This window comes from Actinocorallia sp. API 0066, from assembly GCF_020991275.1.
Classification (GTDB): domain Bacteria; phylum Actinomycetota; class Actinomycetes; order Streptosporangiales; family Streptosporangiaceae; genus Actinocorallia.
This window is the reverse complement of record NZ_JAJLQY010000007.1, coordinates 23,306-39,067: the sequence shown is the minus strand read 5'-3', so window position 1 is coordinate 39,067 and position 15,762 is coordinate 23,306. Positions and strand designations below refer to the sequence as shown.

12 protein-coding genes are annotated in these 15,762 nt (G+C 68.8%); 7 read left to right on the top strand and 5 right to left on the bottom strand.

What is annotated here, in order from left to right; translation table 11 throughout:
- The first annotated feature begins 33 nt into the window (after window positions 1-33).
- Window positions 34-963, top strand: a complete 930-nt coding sequence (locus LO762_RS18555) for a lysylphosphatidylglycerol synthase transmembrane domain-containing protein (protein ID WP_230616752.1) — start codon at window positions 34-36, stop codon at window positions 961-963.
- Between the two features lie 10 nt (window positions 964-973).
- On the opposite strand, the gene LO762_RS18550 is transcribed toward LO762_RS18555, so the two are convergent.
- Window positions 974-2,026, bottom strand: a complete 1,053-nt coding sequence (locus LO762_RS18550; RefSeq protein ID WP_230616751.1) for a glycosyltransferase family 4 protein — start codon at window positions 2,024-2,026, stop codon at window positions 974-976.
- On the bottom strand, window positions 2,023-2,931 hold the full coding sequence (locus LO762_RS18545) for a glycosyltransferase family 2 protein (protein ID WP_230616750.1): 909 nt from the start codon (window positions 2,929-2,931) through the stop codon (window positions 2,023-2,025). Before LO762_RS18545 ends, LO762_RS18550 begins: the two co-directional genes overlap by 4 nt.
- 143 nt (window positions 2,932-3,074) lie before the next feature.
- Here LO762_RS18545 and LO762_RS18540 point away from each other — a divergent pair, with 143 nt between their 5' ends.
- Window positions 3,075-4,616, top strand: coding sequence for an LCP family protein (locus LO762_RS18540; RefSeq protein WP_230616749.1), 1,542 nt, complete (start codon window positions 3,075-3,077; stop codon window positions 4,614-4,616).
- A 77-nt stretch (window positions 4,617-4,693) separates the two neighbouring features.
- Here the strand turns inward: LO762_RS18540 and LO762_RS18535 are convergent, their stop codons facing one another.
- Genes LO762_RS18535 through LO762_RS18525 form a run of 3 tightly spaced genes read right to left on the bottom strand, consistent with a single transcriptional unit; the run spans window position 4,694 to window position 8,518 of the window.
- Window positions 4,694-5,731 (bottom strand): macro domain-containing protein, encoded by a 1,038-nt coding sequence (locus tag LO762_RS18535; RefSeq protein ID WP_230616748.1) that lies wholly within the window; start codon window positions 5,729-5,731, stop codon window positions 4,694-4,696.
- Window positions 5,732-5,755: 24 nt separating this feature from the next.
- The gene (locus tag LO762_RS18530; protein ID WP_230616747.1) at window positions 5,756-6,430 is read right to left on the bottom strand and encodes a DUF4433 domain-containing protein; all 675 of its coding nucleotides are present in this window, start codon (window positions 6,428-6,430) and stop codon (window positions 5,756-5,758) included.
- A gap of 54 nt (window positions 6,431-6,484) precedes the next feature.
- Complete coding sequence (locus LO762_RS18525) at window positions 6,485-8,518, bottom strand: hypothetical protein (protein WP_230616746.1); 2,034 nt, start codon at window positions 8,516-8,518, stop codon at window positions 6,485-6,487.
- Window positions 8,519-8,596: 78 nt separating this feature from the next.
- On the opposite strand from LO762_RS18525, the gene LO762_RS18520 reads away from it, so the two are divergent.
- The 5 genes from LO762_RS18520 to LO762_RS18500 all read left to right on the top strand — a co-directional run bounded on the left by LO762_RS18520 (window position 8,597) and on the right by LO762_RS18500 (window position 15,737).
- Window positions 8,597-9,331 (top strand): TIGR03089 family protein, encoded by a 735-nt coding sequence (locus LO762_RS18520; RefSeq protein WP_230616745.1) that lies wholly within the window; start codon window positions 8,597-8,599, stop codon window positions 9,329-9,331.
- Between the two features lie 17 nt (window positions 9,332-9,348).
- Entirely contained in the window at window positions 9,349-10,776 is a 1,428-nt protein-coding gene (locus LO762_RS18515) for an LCP family protein (RefSeq protein ID WP_230616744.1), read from the top strand.
- A 90-nt stretch (window positions 10,777-10,866) separates the two neighbouring features.
- Window positions 10,867-11,913 carry an acyltransferase family protein gene (locus tag LO762_RS18510; protein WP_230616743.1) on the top strand — a complete coding sequence of 349 codons (1,047 nt, stop codon included), beginning with the start codon at window positions 10,867-10,869 and terminating at the stop codon, window positions 11,911-11,913.
- A 190-nt stretch (window positions 11,914-12,103) separates the two neighbouring features.
- Window positions 12,104-14,284, top strand: coding sequence for a bifunctional glycosyltransferase family 2 protein/CDP-glycerol:glycerophosphate glycerophosphotransferase (locus LO762_RS18505; RefSeq protein ID WP_230616742.1), 2,181 nt, complete (start codon window positions 12,104-12,106; stop codon window positions 14,282-14,284).
- Between the two features lie 271 nt (window positions 14,285-14,555).
- Window positions 14,556-15,737, top strand: coding sequence for a phosphatidylserine/phosphatidylglycerophosphate/cardiolipin synthase family protein (locus LO762_RS18500; RefSeq protein ID WP_230616741.1), 1,182 nt, complete (start codon window positions 14,556-14,558; stop codon window positions 15,735-15,737).
- Window positions 15,738-15,762: the final 25 nt, after the last annotated feature.

Genomic DNA, 15,762 nt, shown 5'->3' with positions numbered 1-15,762 from the left:
TACTGGCAACTTTCTCCCCCATAGGGTGGCCGAGTGAACTCCCGCCGGCTCAAGTCGATCTTCGTGCTCACCGCACTGGGCTGCTGCCTTTACGGCGTCGTGTCCCAGTGGGCGGCGATCACCGATGCCTTGTCCCGGATGTCGCCCCCCGGCCTGGCCGGCTCCCTCATCGCGGGCCTGGCCGGCCTCGGATGCTGGATGCTCGGCTGGCGCGCCCTGCTCACCGGATGCGGCGCCCCCCTCCCCGTGCGCGCCACCACCAGAATCATGTTCCTCGGCCAACTCGGCAAGTACGTGCCCGGCTCCGTCTGGGCCCTGGTCGGGCAGGTGGAGCTGGCCCGTGGGTACGGGGTCGCCCGGACGGCGTCGGGGGCGGCGACGCTGCTGGCGATGGCCACGACCGTCGCCACCGGGTGCCTCACGGCCGCCGCCCTCCTCCCGCTCACCTCGGCTGACGCGGTAAGGACGTACTGGTGGGCGCTCACCCTGACTCCCGTCCTGCTGGGCTGCCTGCACCCCCGGATCGTCACGTGGGCCCTGAACCTCGTGCTCCGGGCCGCGCGCAGGCCACTGCTGGACAAGCCGGTGCCCACCCGGACGATGGGCGCCGCCGTCTCCTGGACGCTCCTGGGGTGGGCCTGCTTCTCCGTCCACCTGTGGCTGCTGCTTCCGTCCGGATCCCCGGCGCTCGCGGGCGGCGCCTACGCGCTCGCGTACGTCATCGGCTTCCTCGTGATCTTCGCTCCGGGCGGCCTGGGCGCCCGGGAGGCCGCGCTCGTGCTCGCGCTCGCCCCGGTGACGGGCCAGGCCGAGTCCCTCGTCGTGGCGCTCGCCTCCCGCGCCGTCCTGACCGCCGCCGACCTCCTGTGGGCGGGCGTCGGACGCCTCCAGCCCGCGCCCGCGAACGAAACGCGCGGCCTCGTCCCCGGCGACGATCACCGCCCCCTGGAGGGGTCCCCGTGACGGCAGGCGGCTACGGCGCCGTCAGCGCGTCCAGGTAGCCGCGCCAGACGGGTTCGGGGTCCGGACGCTCGACCCTGGCCCGGAACCCGGCACGGTCGGCCTGGAGCCTCGTGACGGCCGCGCGCAGCGAGTCGGGGTCGTCCGGCTCGGCCAGGACGCCGTCCACGCCGTCGCGGATCTGCGCCGGGAACCCGCCGACGCGGGTCGCGATCACCGGCAGCCCGTGTTCGAAGGCCATGAGGACGTTCTGTGAGGCCGTCGCCGAACGGTAGGGCAGCACGAGGGCGTCGGCGCGGGCGAACAGGCCGGGGATCTCCTCGGCGGCGAGGTAGCCGGGCCGCAGATCCACCTGGTCGGTGATGCCGCGTTCGGCGATGAGCGCGCCCGCTTCTTCGAGCCCGGACCAGAACTCCCCCGCCACGGTCAGCCGCACCCCCTCGGGAAGCGCGCGCAGGAGCACGTCGAGCCCCTTGTAGGGCCGCACGATCCCGAAGAACAGCAGCCCCGCTCCCCCGGCCCCGCCCTCGGGGCGCCCGGCGGGCAGGTGCATCGGCAGCTCCGCGACGCGCACGGGCGCGTCCGTCAGCGCCTCGGCGAGAACGGCCTGCTCGGACGTGTGCGTGAGCACCCTCCCGACCCGGCGCAGCAGGGCCCGCATCAACGGCCGGTCGTAAGGCTTCGGCTCATGGGGAAGCACGTTGTGGCAGAGCGCCACGGCCTTCCCCTTGTCCCCGAGCCCCCGCAGGATCCCCAGGTACGCGGGTACCTGCACGGACGAAAGCACGGCCAACACGACAAGATCGTAGGAACGCAGCCTCCTACCGGCCGCGTACCACCCGTCCGGACGCCGCCACGACAGCCTCCGGGACGTCGAAGGAAAGAGCTCACCCTCGGGGACGTCGATCGTCTGCCGCCCCGGATACAGGAACCCCGGATACTGCGCCTTCCACGATTCGAGGACGACCTCGTGCCCCGCCGCCGCGAGCCGGTGCGCCAGCTCGGTGGTGTGCCGTGCCCCGCCGCCCTTGTAGGGGAACGCGGGCCCGACGAGGGCGATCCTCACACGTCGCCCCGGGACCGCACGATCAGATCGGCGAGCAGCGCCAGCGACGCCGTCAGCAGCCCGCTCATGAACATCAGCATCGTGTTGTTCGACAGGTACAGCAGGTTGTGCGTGAACTGGTCCACCACGGCCTTCACCACCGCCAGGCCGAGCAGCCACAGCGCCAGCGGCATGAGCACCTTGAGCGGGTTGAAGTACATGATCATCCGGAGCACCTGGAGGATGTACCGGTAGGCGTCCTTGGTGAAGTGGAACTTCGACTTGCCCGCGCGCTTGTAGTAGTCGATGGGCAGGTACCGCACCCCGTGCTGGTTACACAGGAACGCCAGTGTGATCGTGGTGACACAGGAGAAGCCGGGCGGCAGCAGCCGCAGGTAGGGCCTGGCGACGTCGCGGCGGAACGCGCGCAGCCCGGAGTTCAGGTCCGGGATCTTCGACCCCGACAGCCGCTCGGCGATCTTGCGGATCGCCCACTTGGCGGGGACGCGCAGCAGCTTGTGCGAGCCCTCCTCGGTGCGCCGCGCGCCGACGACCTGGTCCACCGTGCGATCCTCGTCGAGGATCTGCACGAGCTCGGGGATCCGCTCGTTGGGGTAGGTCATGTCGGCGTCGGTCCACACCACGACGTCGCCGCGGGCCTGCTGGCTGCCGATCCGGCGGATCGTGCCGGACCCGCTGTTGTGGTGGAACGGGATGACGCGCAGGTGCGGGAACCGCGGCTCGACCTCGCGGAGCCGGGCCAGCGTCTCGTCGGTCGAGCAGTCGTCGAAGGCGAGCAGCTCGTAGGTGTAGCCGCTCGCGTCGAGGCTCTTGGCGATGCGTTCCACCTCGTCCGCGACGTGGTCCTGCTCGTTGTAGCAGGGCAGGACGACGGTGACCTGGACGGGCGGCTGCTCGGGACTCACGGCGCCCACCCTACCGAGAAGCCGCAGACCACGGCGGCGGACCGGGACACCGGTGAACGATCGACAACGATTCAAACAAGAAGCGACAGATCCGCCATACTGCTGACAACCTTGGCGAAATTTCAGGATCACGAGCAGGGGCCATGCGCGGCGGAATCGACTACGACCTCGACTTCCTGGAGACACCGGAGATCAGCGGGGAGTACCAGGCTGCCGGGAAGCAGGGCAAGGGCTGGAAGATCGCCCAGTGGGTCTCCATCGGCCTCGCCGCGTGCGTCGTGCTCACGAGCCTGACGGCGTACGGCTTCTACTACAAGTTCCTCGCGGGCAACATCGAGCAGCTCAAGGACACCGGCAACCTCAAGGACGAGAAGCGGCCGGAGAAGCTGAACAGCTCGGTGAACATCCTCGTCCTCGGCTCCGACACGCGCGGCGGCAAGAACGGCAAGTACGGGAGCAGCGTCGAAGGGGAACGGTCCGACACCGCGATCCTGCTGCACCTGTCGGCGGGCGGGGAGAAGGCCGTCGCCGTCAGCTTCCCGCGTGACTCCTGGGTGCCGATCCCCGAGTGCAAGGACAAGGACGGCGGGACGGTCGGCGCCCGCACCGACAAGATCAACTCGGCGTTCGCCTACGCGGGCCCGTACTGCACCTGGGCGACGATCGAGAGCCTCACCCAGATCCGCGTCGACCACTTCGTCAAGGTGGACTTCACCGGCTTCCGCGACATCGTCAACGCGATCGGCGGCGTGGAGATCTGCTCGCCGAAGGCGTTCACCGACCCGAAAGCGCAGCTCGTCATCCCCAAGGCGGGCCGCCAGGTCATCAACGGCAAGCAGGCGCTCGGCTGGGTCCGCACTCGCTACCAGCTCGGCGACGGCACCGACCTCGGCCGGATCAAGCGGCAGCAGCAGTTCATGAGCTCGATCGTGCAGAAGGTCACCAAGGGCGGCATCCTCACCGACCCGATCAAGCTGCCGAAGTTCATCAACGCGGCGACCAAGTCGTTGAAGACCGACGAGGGCTTCAACTCCACCGAGATCCTGGATCTGGCCAACAAGGTCAAGGGCATCAACCCCAAGAGCATCCGTTTTGTCACGGTGCCGTGGCGGTACGCGACCGAGGCCGAGCGCGCGTCGAACCCGGCGCTGGCGGGCGTCGTCTTCTGGCAGGACGCCAAGGCGCAGGAGCTGTTCGACGCGATCCGCCGGGACAACCACATCGCCAAGCAGCCGAAGTCGGGCAAGCCGAAGACGCAGCCCGCCGACCAGGAGGACGACGGCGTCACCACCGAGCCCGTCGCGGCCGCCAAGCCGGTCAAGCCCGCCGACATCACGGTGAAGGTCTACAACGGCACGAACCGCCAGGGACTCGCGGGCCGCGCCGTCACCGACCTCGGCGCGAAGAAGTACCAGGCGTCACTGGGCGCCACCGGCACCTACAAGAACGGCACCCTGGCCCAGACCGTCATCGCCTACGGCACCGGCGGCGAGGCCGCCGCCGCCCAACTCGCCAAACTCCTCCCCGACACCACCCCCCAACTGGACGCGACCCTCCCCGCAGGCGAAGTCCACCTCTACCTGGGCGCCGACTACACGGGCCTGGGCTCCGCCCCCGCCTCCATCCCCAAGGTCGACGACGAAGTCAAGGCCAGCGACAACATCTGCAAGGGCAACACCGCCTGACCCCACCGACCAAAACCCGACCCGCCGGACTCCGCGTCCCGATGGCCTGGCGCGCGCCCGCGAGGCGTGACGTGCCGTCAGCCGGTCAGCACCGCAGTCGTCCGAAGGTGGGCGAGCGCCTGGCCGATGTCGGCCCGGGAGAACAGGGCACGTTTGCGCTGATTCCAGGAGGCGACGAGGCGAGCGACCTCGTCCACGTCGAACGTCGCGGCCTCGGCGGCCACGAAGTGGACGGTGCCGAGTAGCTCCATCCCATCGGGGTACTCATATCCGGAGATCGCCTCAGCGACCGCCCCCCAGGCCCGGTCGAACTCGGGGTCGCCAGACGCGCACGCCTCCAACCCCGCAGGCAGCAGCTCAAGGTCGGCCCGCGCGCCGCCCGTTCCATCGCCGTAGCCGACAAGATAATGGCCTTCGAGTCCGGCGAGCTCACGATTGAGGTCAAACGAGACGGGACCGTACTTGCCGCGCTCGAACCGGTAACCCAGATCCAGCCCGGCTGCTTGAAGCAGGTAGACCGTCTTGTGCACCTCGACAAGCGACGTCGCGGTGTCGATCGCGACCCCCGCGAACAGCGACGCCGTCGCATAGGCGCGCACAGCGTGCAGAAGCCGACTCCGCCGAAGGTTCATGCGGGGCGGCCTCGGATCGACCGGCATGTCCCGTGGATCAGGGGTGCCCAGGCCGTACAGCCTGATCTCGCAGTCCGTTCCGCCCAACCGATCCATGATCAGAGCCCGCACCACCGACCATTCGAGGCCGCCGTTACCGCACCCGAGCGGCGGTATCGCGACGCTACGCAAGCCCAGTTCGTCAATCACCTTCGCGAGCGCCACAAGCCCCGACTCGATGTCCGCGAGTCTTGACCGCTCCCGCCAGTGACGCTTGGTCGGGAAGTTGAGAATCCAGCGACCATCGACGAGACGGGTGCTGAAGATCTTTCCGGGTACGACTGAGCCACGGGCGCAGGCTGCGCGGTACGCCTCGAAGTTGTCCGGGTAGGCCCGCTTGAACTGGAGCGCCAGGCCCTTGCCCATCACCCCAACGGTGTTGACGGTGTTGACCAGCGCGTCCGCGTCGTCCAGAAGGAGGTTCCCCGACTTCTCCGTGATCATCAGGACCCCCTTCCCCTCGCATCTCTATCCGCCGCCGCACTCACAGTCGCGTGGAACCCCAAAGTACCAATGGGTTCTGACATAGACGCTAGGCCGGTGCCCCGACGCCGCCGCGATCCGCTCGACTTCATCCGCCCGGCGTCCGCAGCAGGCGGCAAGGCAGACGAACGCCTCCCACGGGACGTGCTCATGCACCAGGAGTTCGGCCATACGGCGCTCCTTACGGGAACCATCGTCCGCCGTGTTGTACCAGTAGCGGGCCTCCATCACGTCCCAGTCGATGTGGTGGGGCAGCCGTGACCGGTCGTCTACGAATCTGGCGGTGCGGAGGACGGCGTTCCGATCGGTCGCCAGCCACCGGCGACCGTGCTCCTCGATCTTCGACACGCGGCTGACGAGATAGATCAACTCGGACTCGGTCCCCTGATAGGTCGGGACTCCGCCCTTCACGATGCTGTTGAGCATCGGTGACTTTTCAGCGAAGTAGAACGGCACGTAGTCCGCGACGACGCCGTGTGGAGCCAGGGGGACCGCGCGACGGCGGCGGTTGCCCTTGATGCTCGGCATGCCGCACTCCTGGACGCCGGGCGGACGGAAATTGTCGGCGAGGAGTCCCGACGCCACGATTCCGGCGAGGTTCTCCAGCGGTGTGAAGTGCAGAACCCACGGATCGTCACGATCCGGCTTCGGCGAGGTCATGGCTTGTTCATCCTAGGCCGAGGGTGCGGCTGTGAGGGCGCCGAGGGCGGGCGGTTACTTCGGGGGGATCTGGGACATCCAGGCGGGGATGGTGAGGGACCAGGTGGAGCGGGGGCGGGATTGTAGGGCGTGGCCGTCCTGGCGGGTGTGGAGGTCGACGACCTGGATGGGGGTGCCGTAGGGGGCGACGTCGGAGGCGGCGGCGCCCAGGACGACGGGGCGGCGGCCGATGGACAGGATGCGGTCGGCGACGCGCTGGACGTCGGTCGGGGTGGCGCCGTCGACACGGGCGGTCGGGATGTTGCAGGTGTTGCGGATGACCGGCGAGAACCGGTCGGCCGTGACGCGTTCCACGATGAGCACGGTGGCGCCCTCGCCGAACTGGCGGCACAGCGCCCGGACGGCCGCCGCCTCGCCCTGGTCCACCGGCTTGAACACCAGACCCGCCGACGACAGCGCGACCGGCACGGCGAGCGCCACCGAGCCCGTCAGCGCGAACAGGAACGTGACGGCCCTGCCGTAGCCCGTCCGCCGGACCCGCCGCGTCGCCCACGCCAGCAGCCAGACGGCGAACAGGATGACGCCCGGGATGACGATCGAGACGAGCCGCCGCGACGCCCACGGATGGTCCGGCGTGATCCCCGGACGCAGCAGCGTCGCCACCGTCGTCAACGCGATGACGGCGTAGGGCAGCACCCACTCCGGCGACTCCCGCCGCAGGATCCGCCGTAGCAGCAACGCAGCCCCGAACGTCGCGAGGATCAGCGCAGGCACCCCGACGTACCACGACACCCAGTGCAGGGACAGTTCGGTGTACTGCCGCGTCCCATCAACCGGCAGACCCACCGATTTCTGAAGAAAAGCGATGTAGTCCGAATTGAACCGATCCTCGGCGTTCGCCGGAACCCGCCGCACCGTCTGCACGTAAGGCCGCACCGCGAACGCCACCATCAGCAGCACGGTCAGCACCGCCGCGACGTCCGGCAGCCGCCCCCGCGCCATCCAGTCCCCGCCGCGCCGGAACGACTCCGGCTTCCACCGCCACAGCACCGCCATCAGCACCGTGCCCAGCACCGTCGCCCCGGTGACGGCCAGCAGCGGCACCAACGACCCGCGCAGGTACGACAGATAGGGCCCCGACAACAGGTACCCCTCAAGGAGCCCGCCCCCGGCCCCGAGCAGGAGTCCCGCCGCGAGCGGCACCCCCGCGTCCCGCCTCCGCGCGAAGAGCACACCGGCGAAGACGACGACGGGCAGGATGTCGCGGAGCCCGTCGATCCGCACCAGCACCACAAGCCCGAGGGCGAGCCCGCCCAGGAACGCGCGGCCCCGTCCGTCGGGGACGTCGCGCACGTCGTGCAGCAGGCACAGCCCGCCGAGCAGCAGCACGAGCGCCGCCGCCTCGCTGTAGGTCGAGCGGGAGACGAACATGACGGGCCAGCACAGCGCGAACGCCGCCGCGCCGACCGGCGCCCACAGCGGCCCGACGAGCCGCGCGGTGAGCCCGCCGAAGGTGAGCACCGCGCCCGCGCCGAGCAGCGGCGGCATCGCCAGCAGCGCGGGCAGGCCGCCGATCCAGCCGCCGAACGCGAGCAGCAGCGGCAGCCCTGCCATGAACTGCGGCACGATCGTGCCGTCGGCGTCGGCGTAGAAGCCGGGGCTGTCGAAGCGCAGCGCGGGGTCGGGCCCGCCGAACGCCCACAGGGACGGCGAGATCGGCAGGCTGCCGTGGGTGTTCAGCCACGCGGTGAACTGGGCGTAGGTGGCCGGGTCGCGCCGCACGATGATCTGCTCGGAGGCGAACTCCCACTGGACGGCCAGGAAGACCGCCGTCACCAGCAGCACCCCGGTGAGCGGCCACCACGCGAACCGTGACACGACCGGCGAGGCCGGGACGCGCACGCTGCCGCGCCAGCAGACGGCCAGGAGCAGCGCCGCGACGGGCGGGAACAGCAGGAGCGCGGGCCCGATGGTGAAGGAGCCCGCGAGCAGCAGGGGGAGTCCGACGACGAGCCAGGCGACGGCGAGCAGGGCGGGGGCGACCGTCAGCCGCGCCAGCAGAGTCGGCGGTGCCGCTGGTGGTGTCACGGTGCAGCAGGCTAACGCCTGCCCCGTGTGCGCGCCGTGAGGCCGTGGCACGTGGGCCTCCGCCGGTACCCTTCCGCCATGGATCTCATGCGCGGCTCGGCCCAGCGCCCTCTGGTGACGTTCTATGACGACGCCAGGGGCGAACGCGTGGAGTTCTCCCGCAGGACGTTCGACAACTGGACGGCCAAGACGGCGAACCTCCTGGTGGCCGGGCTCGACGCGCAGCCTGGAGGCAAGGTCGTCATCGACCTTCCGCTGCACTGGCAGACCGCGGTGTGGATCTTCGCGGCCTGGTGGGCGGGCCAGGAGGTCGTCCTCGGCCGTGCCGCCGTCCGGGCGGAGGAGGGCCTCTGGGTGACGGACGATCCGCGCGGCGCCCCGGAGTGGCCCGACGAGGTCGTGGGCCTCTCCCTGGACGCGCTGGGCGCCCCGCTGAAGGACGCGCCCGCGTGGGTGACGGATTATGCCGTGGAGGTCAGAGCGTACGGAGACCGTTTCGCTCCGTACGCGTCCGAGGGCCCCCGGCTCACTGTGACGAACACCACATTCACCGCATCACAGCTAGATACCGAAATCGTCACATTCCTCAATGAACACCCGCTTCACACCGATGATCGGGTTCTGGTGACGACCCCGTTCACGGACGCCGGAAGTCTCGTTTCGGGACTGCTCGCCCCCCTCCGTGCCGGCGCATCGGTCATACTTTGTCGCGACCTCGACGATGATCTCTTGCCGCGCCGGATCAAAACGGAGCACGTGACCGCAGTAGCCGGACCGGAGACGCCGTACGCCAACGTACGCCGCCTCCCGTGACCTACTCTCGTGGAGCCATGAACAGCCCCCTCTATCTCGACTACGCCGACGACACGCAGGCGCCGGAGCCCGAGACCCTTGAGAGCAAGGGCGTCTCCAAGGGATGGAAGGCGCTGGGCTGGGCGTCGGTGGCGCTGTCGGGCGCGCTCGTCCTCGGCAGCATCTCGGCCTACGGCTACGTCCGCTACCTGGACGGCCGCATCGACCGCGTCGCGATCCCCGACGACGTCGCCAACCAGGTGCCGAAGCTCAACGAGGCGGTCAACATCCTGCTGCTGGGCTCGGACTCCCGGCAGGGCAAGGACAACGAGAAGTACGGCAAGAGCCTCGTCAACGAGGTGCCGCGCGCCGACGTCACGATCCTCATGCACTTCTCGCCGGGCGGCGGCGCCGTCACCGGCATCAGCTTCCCGCGCGACCTCATGGTCGAGATCCCCAGCTGCACCACGCTGGACGGCGGCACGTCCGCGCCGCAGACCGGCATGATCAACTCCGCGTTCAGCATCGGCGGCGCGCCGTGCACCTGGAAGACGATCCAGTCGATCACCAACATCCACATCGACCACGTGGCCGTGGTGGACTTCGCGGGCTTCAAGGGCGTCGTCAACGCGATCGGCGGCGTCGAGATCTGCCTGCCGAACGACGTCAACGACAGGGCCAGCAAGCTCAAGCTGACGAAGGGCAAGCACCTCGTCAAGGGCGAGACGGCGCTGGCGTACGTGCGCGCGCGGCACGGCCTCGGAGACGGATCCGACCTGAGCCGCGTCAAGCGCCAGCAGCAGTTCCTGGGGTCCGTCGCCAAGAAGGCGCTCAGCCAGGGCGTGCTGGCCAACCCGGTGAAGCTGAACGCGCTGCTGCGCTCGGCCACCAAGACCGTCGAGGTGGACGAGGGGTTCACGCTCGACGCGATGATGGACCTCGGCACCAAGCTGAAGGACGTCAAGGTCAACAAGATCCGGTTCGTCACCGTCCCGTACGCCGCGTACGCGCCCGACCCGAACCGGGTCGCGCTGGCCCAGCCCGACGCGAACACCTTCTTCTCGCAGATCGCCAACGACAACGAGATCGAGGACATGAACAAGAAGGAGACCGTCCCGGCCTCCCAGGTTCAGGTCAAGGTCCTCAACGGCAGCGGCATCGAGGGCGCGGCGGCCCGCACCGGCGAGGCGCTGACGGCCAAGGAGTTCCAGGTCCTGTCGGTCGGCAATCCCAAGAACATGCCGACCGAGACCCAGATCCTGTACGGCGAGGGCGCCGAGGCGGCCGCCAACACGCTCGCCAAGCAGGTGTCGGGCGCCAAGCCGGTGCCGTCGCCGAAGGTCGCGCCCGGCACCGTCCACCTCGTGCTGGGCCCCGGCTGGACGGGCCTCACGCCCAAGGCGAAGCTGCCGAAGAAGCTCGACGGCGAGATCAAGGCCAACGACAACATCTGCGCCAAGACCTGAACCGGGTGACGATCCTCACACACTCCGTCACCGGGGCCTGCTACGTTGCTGATCCGGCTTCTCGGCGGGCTCTACTGAGGATCGTCCACGTTGTCCCAGATCACCGTTCCGGCACCGGCCCCGGCGTCGACCGCCGCCCCGGCCAGGGCGCGCGACGCCTTCTTCGACAACGCCAAGTACCTCGCGATCCTGCTCGTCGTCATCGGGCACACGATCGTGGGGCTGCGCGCGAAGGTGCCCGCCGCTGAGGGTCTGTACACGTTCCTGCACATGTTCCACATGCCGCTGTTCATCCTGGTCACCGGCTACTTCTCGCGGACGTTCTCCCTCAACGGTCACAAGGCGCGGCGGCTGCTCACGAACGTCGGTATCCCCTACGTGCTCTTTGAGGTCGCCTATTCGCTGTGGGAGTGGCACTTCAACCACAAGCCGCACCTGGAAATCAGCCTTCTCGACCCGATCTACCTGACGTGGTTCCTGCTCGCCCTGTTCCTGTGGCGCCTCTCGACGCCGGTGTGGCGGCAGATCCGCTGGCCGCTGGCCGTCGCGGTGGCGCTCTCGCTGCTCGCCTACACCGCGCCGCTCCCCGACGACCTGGAGATGCACCGCGTCTTCGGCCTCGCCCCCTTCTACGTCCTGGGGCTCAGCCTGCGGCCCGCGCACTTCGCCGTGCTGCGCGCGCGCCGGGCGCGTCCGGTCGGCGCGGTGGTGCTGGCCGCGGGGCTCGCGGGCGCCTTCTGGGTCAGGGACAGGGTCGACTACCGCTGGTTCTACTGGCGCGACTCGCACCACGAGCTGGGCGTCGGCAACCTCGGTGGGACGGCGATGCGGCTCGCCATGATGGTCACGGCGCTCGTCCTGGTGGCGGCGTTCCTGGCCGTCGTCCCGCGCGGCCGCCACTGGTTCACCGGGTTCGGCGCGGCGACGGTCTCCGCCTACCTCCTGCACGGTTTTGTGATCAAGTACGCGCAGTTCCAGGGGTGGGACCACCTGCCGTGGCTGCGGAACGGCTGGGGCCTGGCCGGAACCGTCGTTTTTGCGGTCGTCCTGGGGACGGCACTGTGCACTTCGCCGGTGCGGAACATGTTTCGCTGGGCCCTAGAACCCAGGGCAAGCTGGGCATTCAGCCGAAAGTGATCCACACCACGCGTATCACAGGTGACCATCTGCGGCATGAACGGCACTTGACGGGCACCGGAAGTCTGTAGAGTCATCGGATGCCGCACGCGTGATCGTGGTCCCCGGGGCACGGTCGGCGCCTCGGTAGACTCGCGGCAGGCCCTGCCGCCCGGCCAAGCCTCCATTGCTGGAAACGGATTCATCTGGAATGAGCAGCGTGTTCCTGAGCGTCATCGTGCCCGTGCACGGGGTCCAGGGTTACCTCCGCCAGTGCCTCGACTCGATCCTCTCCCCGGGCTGCCCCGGGCTCGAAGTGATCGCCATCGATGACAAGTCCCCGGACGGCTGCGGCGCCATCCTCGACGAGTACGCCCTGCGCGATCCGCGGGTCCGGGTCGTCCACCTGGAGGAGAACGTCGGCCTCGGCGAGGCCCGCAACGTCGGCCTGTCCCTGGCCACCGGCGAGTACGTCTGGTTCTTCGACAGCGACGACTACGCGGCCGACGGCGCCATGGCCTCCGTCTACGACAGGCTGCACGAGACGAAGCCGGACGTCCTGATCTTCGACTACGCGCGCGCCTACTGGCACGGCAAGGTCCAGCGCAGCGTCATCAACAAGCTGTTCCGCGAGCCCCCGGCCCCCGACGTCTTCGCGCTCAAGGACCGCCCCAGCGTCCTGCAGCTCATGATGACGGCCTGGAACAAGGCGATCCGGCGCGAGTTCCTGCTCGACCTCGGCCTCAAGTTCAGCGGCGGGTACTACGAGGACATCAACGTCACGTACCCGATCCTCATGGCCGCCGACAAGCTGAGCCTGCTCGACGACGTCGTCTACATCTACCGGCAGCGGCGGCGCGGCGCGATCACCAGGACCGGCGGCAAGAAGCACTTCGACGCCTTCAAGCAGTACGAGCGCATCTTCGCGTTCATGGACAAGCACCCCGAGACCGATCAGTACCGGCCGCTCATGTTCGACCGGACCATGTGGCACCTGCTGATCATCCTCGGCCGCGGCGACCGCGTCCTGCCCGAGGACCGCGCCCGGTTCTTCAGCGAGATGTCGCGGATCTACACGAAGTTCCGGCCGCGCGGCCACGCGCTGCCCGAGGACGCCCCGCTCGCGGCCAAGTACAAGCTGATCGAGAAGAACAACTACCGGGCGTTCGCGCTGTCCAAGCAGGTCAACGAGCGGCGGCTGTCGGCAAGGCAGCAGCTCCGCAAGGGCCGCAAGCAGGTGCGGCGCGCGCTGTCCTTCGCCAAGGGCAAGGCCAACGGGCTGTACTACCGGGTCCAGTTGCGGCTTCCGATCGACCCGAACCTCGCCGTCTACGCGGCCTACTGGTACCGGGGCTACGCCTGCAACCCGGCCGCGATCTACGAGACGCAGCGTGAGCTCGCCCCGCACGTCAAGGGCGTGTGGGTGGTCCGGCGCGGCGCGCACAAGGACATGCCCGAGGGTGTCCCCCACGTCGTCGCGGGGACGCGCGCGCACGCGCGGCTGATGGCCCGCGCCAAGTACTTCGTCAACAACGTGAACTTTGTGGACGACCCGGTCAAGCGCAGGGGCCAGATCCACGTCCAGACCCAGCACGGCACCCCGCTGAAGAAGATGGGCCTGGACCAGATGGACTACCCGGTGAGCGCCGGGGACATGGACTTCAAGGAACTCATCATGCGGGCCGACCGCTGGGACTTCCTGGTGTCGTCGAACCCGCTGTCCAGTGAGGCGTGGGACAGGGGCTTCCCCTGCTCCTACGAGATGCTGGAGGTCGGCTACCCGCGCAACGACAGGCTCGTCCGGGCGACGGAGGCCGAGAAGGCCAAGCTGCGCGCGGAGCTCGGGATCAAGCCGGGCGTCAAGGCGATCCTGTACACGCCGACGCACCGCGACTACATGAAGCGTTTTGTGCCCCAGTTCGATCTCGTCGAGTTCATGAAGCGCCTCGGCCCCGATTACGTCCTGCTGCTGCGCGCGCACTACTTCTACAAGCCGAAGAAGCGCGGCCTGCCCGAGGACCGGATCATCGACGTCTCGGGCTACCCGACCGTCGAGGACCTCATGATCGCCTCGGACGCGCTCATCACGGACTACTCGTCGATCATGTTCGACTACGCGGTCCTGGAGGACCGTCCCATCGTCATCTACGCGAACGACTGGGACACCTACAAGCGCACCCGAGGCGTCAACTTCGACCTCTCCGACCACCCCCCCGGCCTCTTCACCCAGACCGAAGACGAACTCTCCGACGCCTTCCTGACCAACGCCGCCTGGTCCTCCACCGCCGCCAAGTCCCGCGTAGAGTTCCGCGCCCGCTTCTGCCCCTGGGACAACGGCCACGCCGCCGAACGCGTAGTCCGCCGCGTCTACCTCAACCAACCCCTCCCCTAGCCCGCACCACTAACGCCAGCCCGCACAGGCCCTTCCCGCTTGGGGAAGGGCCTGTTTTGGTTTGTTTGGGGGGGTGGGATTGGGGGTTGTCGGGGTGGGTTTGGGGGGTGGGTGGGGAGGTGATCTTGGGGGGCGTGGGGGTGATGGGACTAACGTCCTGGATTTCCCTTAAGGGGGGGTGAAGATCCGGTAATGTCCCTTGGCGGTGTTCTGTACGGGGCTGGGGAGGTTCGGAGTGACCAAGGGTCATAGACGGGTTTTGGCTGGGGTTGTGGCGGTTGTCGCGGCTGGGGGGCTGGTCGCGGGGGTGCCGACGGCGGCGTCCGCGGCGGGGGTGAAGTCGCACATCGTGTTCAACAACCCGTTGACGCCCAAGGGCGCCAAGAACATCGAGAACCGGATCCAGAAGCTCGTGCAGGGGGCGCGGCCGGGGAGCAGGATCCGGATCAGCGTCTACCGGTTCAGCAACGCGCACGGCATCGCGGACGCGCTCATCGCCGCCGACCGGCGCGGCGTCGACGTCCGGATCATCGCCGACAAGGGCGCCACCCGCAGGCACGCGCCGAACTACGCGCCGACCGGCTTCGAGCGGGTCAGGGACGCGATCGGCGGCGACAAGGTCGTCACCTGCCCGGAGACCAGGGCGTGCATCGGCGAGAAGCTGAACCACACGAAGTTCCTGCTGTTCAGCAACGTCCGCGGCACCCGGAACATCGTCGTGCAGACGTCACAGAACCTCAACGCGACCGGCGGCACCACCACCGACTGGAACGACGCCGTCGTGCTGGCGAACGCCACAGGCACGTACAACGCCTACTACCGGTACTTCGGCGACCTGTGGACGCGCAAGCCCGTGCCGAACTACTGGCGCAAGCGCGGCGGCGAGGTGTCCAGCCCCGAGGCCGTCGTCCAGTTCTTCCCCAAGGCCCGCCGGACGGCGGACCCGATCGCCAAGACGCTGCGCCAGGTCAAGTGCCTCTACACCAACAACGGCAAGGCGCGGAAGAGCCACGTCCGGATCACCACCGGCAACTTCAACAACAAGCGGGCCGAGGTCCTGACGGCGCTGACGGGCCTGGCCCGCAAGGGCTGCACCGTCGAGGTCATGCTGACGGTCGACCCGGCCGACGGCTCCCGCACCGCGGTCATCCCGGTGCTGCGCGACGCGGGCGTGAAGGTCTACGACTTCGGCGAGTACACCAGCCCGAACCCGATGCACTCCAAGTACATCCTGGTGTCCGGGAAGCTGGGCCAGAAGGTCGGCAAGTGGACGTGGACGGGTAGCGCGAACTTCACCTACGGCTCGCTCTACCAGGACGACGAGGCCGTCCTCCAGCTCCGCAAGGTCGGCAAGCTGGGCCCGAAGAAGATCCACGACACCTACCGCTGCAACTTCGTGCGGGCCCGCGCCCAGTTCCTCGGCCGCCCCGTCCCCCGCCCGAACTGCAAGTAGCCGTCTGATCGCGGGGCCCGGCGCG

Bases quoted from the DNA above. Each gene is read 5' to 3' on its own strand.
- LO762_RS18535 (WP_230616748.1), bottom strand. From the start codon at position 5,731: ATGATCACGGAGAAGTCGGGGAACCTCCTTCTGGACGACGCGGACGCG.
- LO762_RS18505 (WP_230616742.1), top strand. From the start codon at position 12,104: ATGAGCAGCGTGTTCCTGAGCGTCATCGTGCCCGTGCACGGGGTCCAG.
- LO762_RS18515 (WP_230616744.1), top strand. From the start codon at position 9,349: ATGAACAGCCCCCTCTATCTCGACTACGCCGACGACACGCAGGCGCCG.
- LO762_RS18530 (WP_230616747.1), bottom strand. From the start codon at position 6,430: ATGACCTCGCCGAAGCCGGATCGTGACGATCCGTGGGTTCTGCACTTC.
- LO762_RS18520 (WP_230616745.1), top strand. From the start codon at position 8,597: ATGGATCTCATGCGCGGCTCGGCCCAGCGCCCTCTGGTGACGTTCTAT.
- LO762_RS18540 (WP_230616749.1), top strand. From the start codon at position 3,075: ATGCGCGGCGGAATCGACTACGACCTCGACTTCCTGGAGACACCGGAG.